The sequence below is a fragment of the Falsochrobactrum tianjinense genome (assembly GCF_019100495.1).
In the GTDB taxonomy this organism is placed as follows: Bacteria; Pseudomonadota; Alphaproteobacteria; order Rhizobiales; family Rhizobiaceae; genus Brucella; species Brucella tianjinense.
In genome coordinates, this window is the sequence record NZ_JAHRVA010000005.1 from 161,017 (window position 1) to 174,167 (window position 13,151).

The window sequence follows — 13,151 nt, forward strand, 5'->3', positions numbered from 1 at the left end:
AGTTATGCCCGAAAGCCCCACCCCGCCCCAAAAGGCGTCAAAGTCAGGAATTGGAAAATGAAAAAGTCTCTTGTTTCCGCTCTCGGTGTCGTTGCCGTGCTTGGCCTGTCCGTTCCCGTCATGGCCGCGCCCGCCGCCAGCAATACGCAGGCCGGAAGCTCCATAGCTGCAAAGCGTATAACGAAAATGGCCCCGACCAAGCATAAGTCTGCCAAGCGCCAGTCAGCCAAGAAGATTGTCAAGAAAACACCAGTCAAAAAGCACTGATCTTTACGGGGGCCCGATGGCCGCGGGTCCGCCGAAAACAGAAGGCCGAAGCTTGCACAATATACGCAGGCTTCGGCCTTGCCGGGATCGACGAGTGCGCCATATCATTACCAAACAGGGGGAAGGCGCAACCTGGCCATGATGAAAATTCATCTCAAGAGAATTTATGAGGAGCCTTCATCCGATGACGGCTTTCGCGTGCTTGTAGATCGGGTGTGGCCGCGTGGCATGACCAAGGAAAAAGCGGCTATCGATCTATGGGCCAAGGATGTTGCGCCTTCTGCCGAACTGCGCAAATGGTTCGGTCACGACCCGGCCAGATGGGACGAATTCCAGCGCAAATATCGCAAGGAAATCGAGGGTAATCTCCCGGCCCTGCGCGAGATTACCGACAGGGCGAAAGGCAAAACCCTGACGCTTCTTTATGGCGCAAAGGATCAGGAGCACAATCAAGCTGTCGTGCTTTTCAATTTTATGAAATCGCTTTGAACGACTATCAGAAGTCATCTCTATGATGGAGATGCCTTAGATAGGCAAATGCACTTCCCGCCAAAATCGGCAAGATGACTAGCGCCATCCAGAATATGATATTGCTCATTTCTTCACCCTCCCTTGCTTGGCCAGTATAACATGGCTAGCCAATAAGGAGAAACGCATGCGGGGCCGGATCGTTCCGCAGGTGACGTATCGCATATCCAGATCAGCAAACAAATTGAAAAGGCATGGTTTTCTGTTTGCCGGGCTGGCCTTGTGCGTCCCGACATGCTCAATGATGCGCGTGGGAATAAAATTCCATCACGTCAATTCGCCAGACGTGTAAACACTATTGTCAGCGCATGTCAGTTTGAGTAGTAATAGCGTTACATCAAGAGTTGGGGCCGACGCCCAACGCCAACCTGCCTCTCCGGGCAAGGTGGTACTTCCCCTGGGAAGGATGTGGCCAACCGGCAAGTATACGGATCAAGCCACATGCGTCTGCTCTGACATAACGAAGGACTGACGCGACCATGCCTATTAAAATTCCTGACGATCTGCCCGCAACCAGTGTTCTCGAAGCCGAGGGTGTCATGGTCATGCGCGAGGCCGATGCCATTCGTCAGGATATAAGGCCGCTTCGGATCGGCCTCCTCAATCTGATGCCCAACAAGGTGACGACCGAAACGCAGATCGCGCGGCTTCTGGGCGCGACGCCGCTTCAGCTTGAACTGACATTGGTGCGCATAACCAATCATGTCGCCCGCCACACGCCTGCCGATCATATGCTTTCCTTTTATCGCCCATGGGAAGACGTGAAAGAAGAACGCTTCGATGGTTTTGTCATCACCGGCGCGCCAGTGGAACGATTGCCGTTCGAGGACGTCACCTATTGGGACGAGATGCAGCGCATTTTCGACTGGACGCAAACTCATGTGCACCGCACATTGAATATTTGCTGGGCGGCACAGGCGGCGGTCCATCATTTTCACGGAATGGGCAAATATGAACTGCCGCAAAAAGTGTTTGGCGTTTTTCGCCAGCGTAATCTTGCGCCGTCATCGCCTTATCTGCGCGGCTTTTCGGACGATTTCGCCATTCCCGTTTCCCGTTGGACGGAAGTGCGTGAAGAGGACATCCCGGCGGGGAAGGGCTTGCGGATGCTGGTCGATAGTGCGCAAAGCGGCCTTTGCCTGCTTGAAGATCCAGAGCATCGCGCGCTGCATATGTTCAACCATGTTGAATATGACACCACATCGCTGGCGGATGAATATTTCCGCGACGTGCAGCTTCAGCCCGATACGCCCCTGCCGGTGAATTATTTTCCCAATGACGATGTAAGTCGCAGGCCGGAAAATCGCTGGCGCGGCCATGCGCATCTGCTGTTCGGCAACTGGATCAATGAATTATACCAGTCCACGCCTTATGATCTGGAGCAGATCGGCAGGAAGTGAGGGGTCTAAAAGGCCAGCGGCTGGTTGTCCTTGACTTCTTTCATCACAAAAAAAGTGCGAATCTGGCGCACGCCCGGCAGTGAAATCAACTGTCGGCCGTGCAATGCGTTGAAATCCGCCATGTCACGGACGCGCACCTTGAGCAGGTAGTCGAAATCCCCGGCCACCAGATTGCAGTCGAGGACTTCTTTCATCTGCACGACCGCATTCTCGAAATCGCTGAAGCTCTCCGGCGTCGAGCGATCGAGCACCACGCCAACCATCACCAATGCGCCCAGCCCCACCGCACCCGGTGCAATCTGCGCGCGTACGCCCGAAATATAGCCCTGCTCAAACAGCCGCTGCGTGCGGCGGTGGCACGTCGCAGCACTGATATGAACGCGGGTTGCGAGTTCCGCATTGGTCAGCCGTCCCTCCGCCTGAAGCGCCCGAAGGATTCGCAGGTCGATACGGTCCAGTTCATGCATGAAAGAATCTTTCATTTTTATAGGAGTAAATGAGAGTAATTTTAGAGTATTATTTATATTACGATTTTTAAACGAGATATCTAACCAAAAATAGAGAGCACCTTTCATCGGCTTTCGCTTATCTTTCGCGCATCAACCCGATCTTTTGCGCATCAACAATGGAGACAGGCAATGCCGCAGACCAAATCGCTTCTCGAAAAATTTGAACGCTACAAGCTGACCTTCGACGGCCCGACGCCTATTGAGCATTTGCCGCGCCTGAGCGAAGCCCTTGGCGGCAAGATCGACATTTACGCCAAGCGTGACGACTGCAATTCCGGCCTCGCCATGGGTGGAAACAAGCTGCGCAAGCTTGAATATATCGTGCCGGACGCCATTGCCTCAGGCGCGGATACGCTGGTTTCCATCGGCGGGGTCCAGTCCAACCATACGAGAATGGTGGCTGCGACCGCCGCCAAGATAGGCATGAAATGCGTGGTCATCCAGGAAAAATGGGTGCCGCATTTTGATGCGGTCTATGATCGCGTCGGCAATATAATGATGACGCGCCTGATGGGGGCGGACAGCCGTATGGTCGAGGACGGCTTCGATATCGGCATCCGTAAAAGCTGGGAGGATGCGATCCAGTCGGTCAAGGATGCGGGCGGAAAACCTTATGCGATTCCCGCGGGCGCTTCCGTGCATAAATACGGCGCGCTCGGCTATATCGGCTTTGCCGAAGAGGTCGCGCAACAGGAGGAAGAACTTGGCTTCAAATTCGACTATATCGTCGTATGCGTCGTGACGGGTTCAACGCAGGCGGGAATGATCGTCGGCTTCGCCGCACATGACCGCGCCGGTCAGGTTATCGGCATCGACGCTTCCGGAACTCTCGAGCAGACGCGCGCGCAGGTGCGCCAGATCGTGGATAATACCGCCGAACTGGTGGGGCTTGGCCGCAAGATCCGCGAAGACGAGATTCACATCAACCCCGACTATGCCTATCCGGCCTATGGGGTTCCCTCCGAGGAAACCAATGAAGCGATCCGGCTTGCGGCACGCACCGAAGCGATGATTACCGATCCGGTCTATGAAGGAAAATCGATGCAGGGCCTGATCGATCTCGCCAATAAGGGCTTTTTCCCGGAAGGCTCGAAGGTACTTTATACCCATCTTGGCGGTGCGCCGGCACTCAATGGTTATAGCTATTATTATCGCGAGGGCTAAACTACCCTGAAAGCCATGCAGGGGAATCGAACCTACAGGTCCGGCTGCCCTGCATGGGGATCATAAACGCTCGCAATCAGCCGGATCGTAAAGAAACGCTCATGACCAGTTCTCCTCATCTCAAGACAATCGAACAGCGGCTCCTTTGGCTTTCCCACTGGATGATCCATCACGCCAATCATATTCGCCCGAAGGCCGACGCCATCAAGATCGGCGGTCATCAGGCGAGTTCCGCGTCGATGGTTTCGATCATGACGGCGCTTTATTTTTCCGCATTGCGCCCACAGGACCGGGTTGCGGTGAAGCCGCATGCCTCGCCGGTCTTTCATGCGATGCAATATATGATGGGCAGTCAGACGCGTGAAAAAATGGAGAATTTTCGCGGGCTTGGCGGGGTGCAGAGCTATCCGAGCCGCACCAAGGATATTGACGATGTTGATTTCTCAACCGGATCGGTTGGGCTGGGCGTCGCGATAACCACATTCGCTTCGATCGTGCAGGATTTCATCACCAGCAAGCAATGGGGTGGTGAACTGGAACAGGGCCGCATGGTCGCGCTGGTGGGCGACGCGGAATTGGACGAAGGCAATGTCTACGAAGCCTTGCAGGAAGGCTGGAAGAACGGGTTGCGCAATTGCTGGTGGATTATTGATTATAATCGCCAGTCGCTGGATGGCATTGTGCGCGAGGGCCTGTTCGCGCGTGTCGAGAAAATCTTCGACGCTTTCGGCTGGGATGTCGTGCGCGTGAAATATGGCGCGTTACAGCGCGCGGCTTTTGAGGAGCCGGGCGGCGACCGGCTGCGCGAGTGGATCGATCAGTGCCCCAATCAGGAATATTCGGCGCTGACCTTCATGGGCGGGGCTGTCTGGCGCAAGCGCCTGATGGACGATCTGGGCGATCAGGGCGATGTATCCCGCCTTATCGAGCGGCGCAGCGATGCGGAACTCTCGGCCTTGATGGAGAATCTCGGCGGCAATTGCGTCTCCACCATGGCGGATGTCTTTGCCGCAATAGATCACGACCGGCCCACTTGCTTCCTCGCCTATACGATCAAGGGCTGGGGAACGCCGATTGCGGGCCACAAGGACAATCATGGCGGGCTGATGAACACGAAGCAGTTCGCCGAATGGCAGGCCCATATGGGCATTGCGCAGGGCGAGGAATGGGAGCCTTTCGCGGGTGTTCCCGACGAAGCCGCCCTCAAGGCGTTTCTCGATAGAGTACCCTTTTTCGCACGCGGAAAACGCCGCTACCATGATGCAGACCTCACGGTTCCGCAGATCGGCATGGATAGCGCCCGCGAAGTCTCGACCCAGACGGCCTTCGGCAAGATTCTCGATGATCTTGCCAAGGGTGGCAGCGAACTGGCCGACCGTATCATGACCACTTCGCCCGACGTGACCGGGACCACCAATCTGGGGCCATGGGTCAATCGGCGCAAGCTTTTTTCCCGCGAGGCCATGGCGGATGCCTTCATCGAGCATCGCATTCCCTCGACGGCGAAATGGGAATTTACGCCGCAGGGACAGCATATTGAGCTTGGCATTGCCGAGATGAATCTTTTCCTGCTGCTTGGCGCGGCTGGTCTTAGTCATTCGCTGTTCGGCAAGCGGCTCATTCCGATTGGCACTGTCTATGATCCATTCGTCAGCCGCGGCCTCGATGCGCTCAATTATGCCTGTTATCAGGACGCGCGCTTCATGATCGTGGGAACGCCGTCCGGGGTGACGCTCGCGCCCGAGGGCGGCGCGCACCAGTCCATCGGTACGCCGCTGATCGGCATGAGCCAGGACGGCCTGGCGGCATTCGAGCCTGCCTTTGCCGATGAGCTGGCGGTCATCATGCAATGGGCATTCGATTATATGCAGCGCGATGGCGAGGACGATCCCGACGAGCGCACATGGCTGCGCGACGAAACCGGCGGATCGGTCTATTTGCGCCTGAGCACCAAGCCGCTCGAACAGCCGGTCAAGCGTGCAGACGACGATTTCCGGCAGGGCGCAATCGACGGCGCTTACTGGCTGCGCAAGCCAGGCCCCAATTGCTCTGTGGTGATTGCCTATCAGGGCGCGGTGGCCGATGAAGCGATTGCAGCCGCTGGCATGATCGGAGAATTCCGGCGCGATATCGGTGTTCTGGCGGTCACATCCGCCGACCGCCTCAATGCGGGCTGGACAGCGGCGCAGCGTGAGCGCGCACGCGGCAATCCTTCTGCGAAAAGCCATATTGAAACCCTGCTTGATCCGCTGCCGAACAATTGCTCCATCGTCACCGTAATCGACGGGCATCCGGCAACCCTTTCATGGCTGGGCGCGGTGGCGGGGCATCGCACGATCCCGCATGGCGTCGAGCATTTCGGGCAGACTGGAACCATTGGCGATCTCTATCGCCATTTCCGAATCGACCGTCATGCGCTGGTTGCTTCGGTCAGCGCGCTTACGGCGGGAAAACGCACATTGCAGGTGGTTTCGTCCTGAATAGCTGGCCCATGAACGAGATGCCGCATTGAAATTGATCAAAGTAAAGTCGAAGTTGCGCTATACAAGTGCGCAATTGCGATTTGCTGAAAGAGGTTTTGGTGCTCAGTGTTTCCTATCTGACGGCTGCCGGTGCAGGTGCGCTGTCCTTCCTTTCGCCCTGCGTGCTTCCGCTGGTGCCGCCCTATCTTTGTTATATGGCGGGTGTCAGCGTTGAAGATTTCCGGGGCGACAGCAAAGCGACCATTGCCGCAGCGCCGAGGCAGCGGCGTTCGCTGGCCTTTGCTGCGTTTTCATTCGTGCTCGGCTTTACGACGGTTTTCGTAGCGCTTGGGGCCGGGGCCTCGTCGATTGGCGCGTTTCTGCGCATGTGGCAGCAGGAAATCGCCATTATCGCGGGCCTCGTCATCATTGTGATGGGGCTGAATTTTCTAGGGCTTTTGCGGTTTTCATTTCTTTCACGCGAAGCGCGTTTTCAGGCGCGCAATGCGCCCGCTTCGCCGCTTGGGGCCTATGTGATGGGCCTTGCTTTCGCCTTTGGCTGGACACCCTGTATCGGCCCGGTGCTGGGACCGATCCTCACCCTTGCTGGCGGCAGCAGCACGGTAGGTGAAGGCGCAGCGCTTCTTGCCGTCTATTCGCTGGGGCTTGGCATTCCGTTTCTGATCGCCGCCCTTTTTTCGGGCGCATTCATGCGCTTCTTGTCCCGCTTTCGGGTTCATCTGGGCAAAGTGGAAAAAGGAATGGGCGTGCTTCTCGTCATTGCCGGTGTCTTGTTTCTCACGGGCGGTATGCAATCCTTCTCGTTCTGGCTGCTTGAGACGTTCCCCGCTCTGGGCAGGCTCGGCTAATTGTTTGTAAGTTTCCATATACGCTTTGATGCTATGTGCAGATCAGCACTCCAAAAATTCGGACAAAACCATGACTGATCGTTCCTGTCTTTCCATTGTGCTTGCCGCTGGCGAAGGCACACGCATGAAATCGAGCATGTCGAAAGTGCTCCATCGCGTGGCCGGCCTGCCGCTTGTCTGTCATGTCGTGAAGGCGGTTCAGGGCACCGGCAAGAGCGACGTTGCGCTGGTGGTCGGTCGTGGAGCGGACGAAGTGCGCGGCGCTGTGGAGAAAATCGCGGGCGGGGTTTCTTCCTTCGAACAGAAAGAGCGCCTTGGCACCGCCCATGCGGTTCTGGCCGCTCGTGAAGCAATCGCACGCGGTTATGATGATCTCTTGATCGTGTTCGGCGACACGCCGCTGATCGAAGCGCAATCCCTGCTGACGGCGCGTGAGCGTCTGGCGCACGGCGCCGATGTCGTGGTGATCGGCTTCCGCCCTGCCAGCCCGCACGGCTATGGCCGTTTGATCGAAAAGGACGGCAGACTGGTCGCCATCGTTGAGGAAAAGGATGCGACAGCGGCGCAGAAAAAGATCGGCTTTTGCAATGGCGGCCTGATGGCCGTGCGCGGGGATCAGGCGCTGGCGCTGCTCAATGCTGTGGGCAACGGCAATGCGAAGGGCGAATATTACCTGACCGACATCGTGGCTATCGCCCATGACAAGGGCCTCAACGTCACGGCCATCGAGGTGCCGGTCGATAATGTCATAGGCATCAACAATCGCGCGGAACTGGCCGAAGCAGAATCCATCTGGCAGAACCGCAAGCGCCGCGAGATGATGCTGGCAGGCGTAACGCTGATCGCACCGGAAACGGTGTTCTTCTCCCACGATACGGTGGTTGAGGCCGATGTCATCATCGAGCCGAATGTATTTTTCGGGCCGGATGCGCATGTGGCGTCGGGGGCGGTCATTCATGCTTTCTCGCATATTGAGGGCGCGCGCATCGGTGCAAATGCCGAAATCGGCCCTTTTGCGCGGCTGCGTCCGGGGGCCGATCTGGCGGAAAAATCCAAGGTCGGCAATTTCTGCGAAGTCAAGAACGCCAAAGTAGGCAAGGGCGCCAAGATCAATCACCTGACCTATATTGGTGACGCGACCATCGGCGCGTCGAGCAATATCGGTGCAGGTACGATCACCTGCAATTATGACGGCTATAACAAGCACAAGACCGTCATTGGCGAGAACGCTTTTATCGGTTCCAACAGTTCGCTGGTGGCCCCGGTCGAGATTGGCGACAATGCCTATGTCGCTTCGGGCAGCGTGATTACCGCCAATGTGCCTGCCGATGCGCTGGCGCTGGGCCGTGCGCGTCAGGAAACCAAGGAAGGCCGCGCGAAAATCCTGCGCGAAAAATATGCTGCCATCAAAGCGGCCAAAACTTCTTCATAAACCAATAAACCGGATGGCGACGGGTTTCGATTGCCGTTTCCGTTGAGAGCCTATAAACCGCTGGCAGCAATTTAAAGACGTATCGGAGCAGTCCATGTGTGGAATCATTGGCATCATCGGAAAAGACGAAGTCGCGCCGCTTCTGGTGGATGCCCTGAAAAGGCTCGAATATCGCGGCTATGATTCCGCCGGTATCGCCACGCTGCAAAATGGCAAACTCGACCGCCGCCGCGCCGAAGGCAAGCTTGTGAACCTCGAAAAGCGGTTGGCCGGTGAGCCGCTTCCCGGTGTGATCGGCATCGGCCATACACGCTGGGCCACTCATGGCAAGCCGGTGGAGCGCAATGCCCATCCGCACATCACCAAACGCCTTGCGGTGGTCCATAATGGCATTATCGAGAACTTTGCCGAACTGCGTACGATGCTGGAAGCCGATGGCTACACATTCGAGACCGAAACCGATACGGAAGCCGTCGCACATCTGGTGACGCGCGAACTGGACAGAGGCAAATCGCCCATCGAGGCCGTGCGCGATTGCCTGCCGCAACTGCGCGGCGCTTTTGCGCTGGCCTTCCTGTTCGATGGCGATGAAGAACTTCTGATCGGCGCGCGTCAGGGCCCGCCGCTTGCGCTCGGCTATGGCGAAGGCGAAATGTATCTTGGTTCCGACGCGATTGCGCTGGCCCCCTTTACCGATTCCATCGCCTATCTCGAAGATGGCGACTGGGCCGTACTCACGCGCAAGGGCGTCACCGTTTATGACGAAAACAACACGCCGGTCGAGCGCCCGGTCCAGAAGTCGCAGGCCGCCAATCTTCTGGTTTCCAAAGGCAATCATCGCCATTTCATGGAAAAGGAAATGTTCGAGCAGCCGGAAGTCATTTCCCACACGCTCGCCAATTATCTCGATTTCACCAAGGGCACGGTGCGACAGGAAGCGATCGGCGTTGATTTCAGCAAGATCGACCGTCTGACGATTGCCTCCTGCGGAACGGCCTTTTATGCCGCTTCGGTTGCCAAATACTGGTTCGAGCAGATCGCGCATCTGCCGGTCGATTGCGATATTGCCTCGGAATTTCGCTATCGCGAAATGCCGCTGTCGAAGGATACGCTGGCGCTGTTCGTCTCGCAGTCCGGTGAAACCGCGGATACACTGGCTTCGCTGCGCTATTGCAAGTCACAGGGGCTAAAGATCGCCTCGGTGGTCAATGTCACCGGTTCGACCATTGCACGTGAATCCGATGCCATCTTCCCGACGCTGGCCGGACCGGAAATCGGCGTCGCTTCCACCAAGGCGTTTACCTGCCAGCTTTCAGCCATGGCTTCGCTGGCGATTGCTGCTGCCAAGGCACGCGGTGCAATTGACGACAAGCGTGAGCAGGAACTGGTGCGCGAGCTTTCCGAAGCGCCGCGTTTCATCAATCAAGTGCTCAAGCTGGAAGAACAGATATCAGCGGTTTGCCATGATCTGGCCAAGGTCAATCATGTCCTTTATCTTGGCCGCGGCACTTCGTTCCCGCTGGCCATGGAAGGTGCACTCAAGCTCAAGGAAATTTCCTATATCCACGCCGAAGGCTATGCGGCGGGCGAGCTGAAGCACGGCCCGATTGCGCTGATCGATGAAGCCATGCCGGTGATCGTCATTGCGCCGTCGGATCGTCTTTACGAGAAGACCGTTTCCAACATGCAGGAAGTGGCAGCGCGCGGCGGACGCATCATCCTGATTACCGATGAGAAGGGCGCAAAAGCGGCCAGCATCGATACGATGACGACTATCGCCCTGCCGGACGTGCCGGAATTCATCACCCCGCTGGTCTATGCCCTGCCGATCCAGATGCTGGCGTATCATACCGCCGTCATCATGGGCACCGATGTCGACCAGCCGCGCAATCTGGCGAAGTCTGTGACGGTGGAATAAACACTTTCGAACGATGGAAATGGCCGCGATCGCGCGGCCATTTTGTTATCCGGCCCTCAGCAATCTGATCGCCTCATCGCGTCCGAAGAGATAGAGCAGGACGCGCAGCGCCTGCCCGCGCTCGCTCTCAAGATCGGGGTCGCTGGCCAGAATATAGCGCGCATCCTTGCGCGCGATTTCCAGAAGATCGCCATGCGCTTCGATGGAGGCAAGCCGGAAACCCGGCGTGCCGGACTGGCGGGTCCCGAGCAGTTCGCCTTCGCCGCGCAGTTTCAGGTCTTCCTCGGCAATGCGAAAACCATCTTCCGTTTCGCGCATCACCTTGAGCCGCGCCTGCGCAATTTCGCCCAGCGGTCCCTTGTAGAGCAGCAGGCATGTCGAAGGCTTGTCGCCGCGTCCCACGCGACCGCGAAGCTGGTGCAACTGTGACAGACCGAAACGCTCGGCATGTTCGATGACGATAATCGTCGCATCCGGCACGTCAACGCCAACTTCAATCACGGTCGTCGCCACCAGAAGCCGCGTTTCGCCTTCTTTGAAGGCGCGCATGGCTTCGTCCTTTTCCGCGCCCGCCATGCGCCCATGGATAAGGCCGATCCTGCTGCCGAACACGGGCTTCAGGCTTTCAAAGCGCTCTTCGGCGGAGGTTAGTTCAACGACTTCCGATTCCTCGACCAGCGGACAGATCCAATAGATTTTCTGGCCTTCGCGCGCAGCCTTGGCGATGCGGTCAACCAATTCGTCCATGCGCTCCATCGGCACGATTGCCGTGGTGATCGGCTGGCGTCCGGCGGGCTTTTCGGTGAGCTTCGACACATCCATGTCGCCGAAGGCGGTCAGAACCAGCGTGCGCGGAATAGGCGTCGCCGTCATCACCAGCATATCCGGGGCCGAGCCCTTGGCCGTCAGCATCAGGCGCTGATGCACGCCGAAGCGGTGCTGTTCGTCGATGATGACCAGAACGAGGTCGTGATATTCGACCTTTTCCTGAAACAACGCATGGGTGCCGATGACGATATCGATTTCGCCGCTTTTCAGCCCTTCCAGCACGGTGTTGCGATCACGTCCCTTTTCGCGGCCTGTCAGCAGGGCAGCTCTCAAGCCGGCCTTTTCAGCCAGCGGTGCAATGGTCGCAAAATGCTGGCGCGCCAGAACTTCCGTTGGTGCCATCAGGGCCGATTGCCCGCCGGATTCGGCAGCATGCGCCATGGAAAGCAGGCCCACGACCGTTTTGCCGGAACCGACATCGCCCTGCAAAAGCCGCAACATGCGCTCTGGCGATTTGAGGTCCGTGATGATCTCGCGAACCGCCTGATCCTGTCCCTGGGTGAGGCGATAGGGCAGGTGACGCATGATCTCGGTCACGGTGCGGCCATTGCCTTCCAGCGGACGCCCCGACAGCCTGCGCGTTTTGGCGCGCACGAGCGCCAGTGCCAACTGCCCCGCCAGAAATTCGTCATAGGCGAGCCTGCGCCGTGTAATGCCTTCCAGTGCAATGTCGGTCGGATCTTCCGGCAGATGCATAGTGTTAAGCGCCTGCTGGAAGTCGGGAAAACGCTCGCGGGCCAGCAGTGGCGCATTGATCCATTCCGGCAGGGGCGGCACGCGCGACAGCGCTTCCTTGACGGCGCGCGCCAGTGTCTTGGGCGATAGGCCCGCTGTCAGCGGATAGACCGGCTCGACCAGCGGCAGGTCGGCCGCATCGTCTACCCCTGCGATATAATCCGGGTGCACCATGGAGGCGCGCCCGTTGAACCATTCCACCTTGCCCGACACGATGACGGTCTCGCCTTCAGGCAGCATTTTTTGCAGCCATGGCAACTGTGCGTGAAAGAAGGTGAGGGCGATTTCGCCGGTATCGTCATGAGCAAGAACCCGATGCGGCACATTCTTGCGCTCACGCGGCGCCGGCTGATGCTGATCGACCACCACTTCCAGCGTGACGATGGCGCCTTCCTGCGCGAATGCGATGCCGGGGCGGTTGCGCCTGTCGATGACGCTGTGGGGGGGGAGAAACAGAAGCTGGCCCACTTTCGGCTCGGCGCCCGGAACATCGGTTCCAAGCAGTTTTCCAAGCAAAGCGGCCACTTTCGGGCCAATGCCGGAAAGCGAGCGAACAGAGGCGAAAAAGGGATCGAGCATAGACGGACGCATGATGCGGAGCTTTAACTGCTTCGCCGTCCGACGCAAGTCCGGGGGCGAAAGTTTCTGTGCTCTTTTTGTTCTCGTTCAGGAAACAGGTTCCCACATCGGCAACAGATGCTATATACCGGCTTCGGATTTTATAATTGGAGCCTCGAAACAATGACTGGCAGCACACTTGCGACGGAAAATCTCGATGTAAGGCGTCGCAAGCTTCTGTTTCGCGCCTGGCATCGCGGCATGCGTGAGATGGACCTGATCCTTGGCCAGTATGCCGATGCGTATCTTGCAGGCTTCACCGATCCGCAGCTCGACGAGTTCGAGCATATTCTCGAGGTGCTGGATCGCGATCTTCTGAAGTGGGTGACGGGTGAAAGCCCGATTCCGGCCGAATATGATACGCCGCTTTTCCGCGATATTGTCGCCTTCCGCGACCGCATAGAATTCTAAGATAGAGCCT

At 57.6% G+C, this 13,151-nt stretch carries 11 protein-coding genes and 1 riboswitch; of the genes, 9 read left to right on the forward strand and 2 right to left on the reverse strand.

Annotated elements, in window-relative coordinates:
- The first annotated feature begins 57 nt into the window (after positions 1-57).
- The 3 genes from KUG47_RS12775 to KUG47_RS12785 all read left to right on the forward strand — a co-directional run bounded on the left by KUG47_RS12775 (position 58) and on the right by KUG47_RS12785 (position 2,195).
- The gene (locus tag KUG47_RS12775) at positions 58-267 is read left to right on the forward strand and encodes a hypothetical protein (protein ID WP_217678356.1); all 210 of its coding nucleotides are present in this window, start codon (positions 58-60) and stop codon (positions 265-267) included.
- 138 nt (positions 268-405) lie between these two features.
- The gene (locus KUG47_RS12780) at positions 406-756 is read left to right on the forward strand and encodes a DUF488 domain-containing protein (RefSeq protein WP_217678357.1); all 351 of its coding nucleotides are present in this window, start codon (positions 406-408) and stop codon (positions 754-756) included.
- A gap of 368 nt (positions 757-1,124) precedes the next feature.
- A riboswitch (SAM-I-IV-variant riboswitch) is annotated at positions 1,125-1,232 on the forward strand.
- A 42-nt stretch (positions 1,233-1,274) separates the two neighbouring features.
- Positions 1,275-2,195, forward strand: a complete 921-nt coding sequence (locus KUG47_RS12785; RefSeq protein WP_217678358.1) for a homoserine O-succinyltransferase — start codon at positions 1,275-1,277, stop codon at positions 2,193-2,195.
- A 5-nt stretch (positions 2,196-2,200) separates the two neighbouring features.
- Here KUG47_RS12785 and KUG47_RS12790 read toward each other — a convergent pair whose 3' ends face one another.
- A complete protein-coding gene (locus tag KUG47_RS12790; protein WP_422718087.1) occupies positions 2,201-2,662 on the reverse strand; it encodes an Lrp/AsnC family transcriptional regulator in 462 nt (153 codons plus the stop codon).
- A gap of 171 nt (positions 2,663-2,833) precedes the next feature.
- Here KUG47_RS12790 and KUG47_RS12795 point away from each other — a divergent pair, with 171 nt between their 5' ends.
- The 5 genes from KUG47_RS12795 to glmS all read left to right on the forward strand — a co-directional run bounded on the left by KUG47_RS12795 (position 2,834) and on the right by glmS (position 10,549).
- On the forward strand, positions 2,834-3,868 hold the full coding sequence (locus KUG47_RS12795; protein ID WP_217678360.1) for a 1-aminocyclopropane-1-carboxylate deaminase: 1,035 nt from the start codon (positions 2,834-2,836) through the stop codon (positions 3,866-3,868).
- A gap of 101 nt (positions 3,869-3,969) precedes the next feature.
- Positions 3,970-6,348, forward strand: a complete 2,379-nt coding sequence (locus KUG47_RS12800; RefSeq protein ID WP_217678361.1) for a 1-deoxy-D-xylulose-5-phosphate synthase N-terminal domain-containing protein — start codon at positions 3,970-3,972, stop codon at positions 6,346-6,348.
- Positions 6,349-6,449: 101 nt separating this feature from the next.
- The gene (locus tag KUG47_RS12805) at positions 6,450-7,199 is read left to right on the forward strand and encodes a cytochrome c biogenesis CcdA family protein (protein WP_217678362.1); all 750 of its coding nucleotides are present in this window, start codon (positions 6,450-6,452) and stop codon (positions 7,197-7,199) included.
- 70 nt (positions 7,200-7,269) lie between these two features.
- Entirely contained in the window at positions 7,270-8,631 is a 1,362-nt protein-coding gene (glmU, locus tag KUG47_RS12810) for a bifunctional UDP-N-acetylglucosamine diphosphorylase/glucosamine-1-phosphate N-acetyltransferase GlmU (protein WP_217678363.1), read from the forward strand.
- Positions 8,632-8,725: 94 nt separating this feature from the next.
- Positions 8,726-10,549, forward strand: a complete 1,824-nt coding sequence (gene glmS, locus KUG47_RS12815) for a glutamine--fructose-6-phosphate transaminase (isomerizing) (protein ID WP_217678364.1) — start codon at positions 8,726-8,728, stop codon at positions 10,547-10,549.
- Positions 10,550-10,594: 45 nt separating this feature from the next.
- Here glmS and recG read toward each other — a convergent pair whose 3' ends face one another.
- Positions 10,595-12,703: an ATP-dependent DNA helicase RecG gene (recG, locus tag KUG47_RS12820; protein WP_217678365.1), complete on the reverse strand. Its 2,109-nt coding sequence runs from the start codon at positions 12,701-12,703 to the stop codon at positions 10,595-10,597.
- Positions 12,704-12,853: 150 nt separating this feature from the next.
- On the opposite strand from recG, the gene KUG47_RS12825 reads away from it, so the two are divergent.
- Positions 12,854-13,141 carry an FAD assembly factor SdhE gene (locus KUG47_RS12825; protein WP_185918446.1) on the forward strand — a complete coding sequence of 96 codons (288 nt, stop codon included), beginning with the start codon at positions 12,854-12,856 and terminating at the stop codon, positions 13,139-13,141.
- Positions 13,142-13,151: the final 10 nt, after the last annotated feature.

Excerpts from the sequence above, each read along its gene's own strand:
- KUG47_RS12775 (WP_217678356.1), top strand. The coding sequence starts at position 58 with ATGAAAAAGTCTCTTGTTTCCGCTCTCGGTGTCGTTGCCGTGCTTGGC.
- KUG47_RS12780 (WP_217678357.1), top strand. The coding sequence starts at position 406 with ATGATGAAAATTCATCTCAAGAGAATTTATGAGGAGCCTTCATCCGAT.
- KUG47_RS12785 (WP_217678358.1), top strand. The coding sequence starts at position 1,275 with ATGCCTATTAAAATTCCTGACGATCTGCCCGCAACCAGTGTTCTCGAA.
- KUG47_RS12790 (WP_422718087.1), bottom strand. The coding sequence starts at position 2,662 with ATGCATGAACTGGACCGTATCGACCTGCGAATCCTTCGGGCGCTTCAG.
- KUG47_RS12795 (WP_217678360.1), top strand. The coding sequence starts at position 2,834 with ATGCCGCAGACCAAATCGCTTCTCGAAAAATTTGAACGCTACAAGCTG.
- KUG47_RS12800 (WP_217678361.1), top strand. The coding sequence starts at position 3,970 with ATGACCAGTTCTCCTCATCTCAAGACAATCGAACAGCGGCTCCTTTGG.
- glmU (WP_217678363.1), top strand. The coding sequence starts at position 7,270 with ATGACTGATCGTTCCTGTCTTTCCATTGTGCTTGCCGCTGGCGAAGGC.
- glmS (WP_217678364.1), top strand. The coding sequence starts at position 8,726 with ATGTGTGGAATCATTGGCATCATCGGAAAAGACGAAGTCGCGCCGCTT.
- recG (WP_217678365.1), bottom strand. The coding sequence starts at position 12,703 with ATGCGTCCGTCTATGCTCGATCCCTTTTTCGCCTCTGTTCGCTCGCTT.
- KUG47_RS12825 (WP_185918446.1), top strand. The coding sequence starts at position 12,854 with ATGACTGGCAGCACACTTGCGACGGAAAATCTCGATGTAAGGCGTCGC.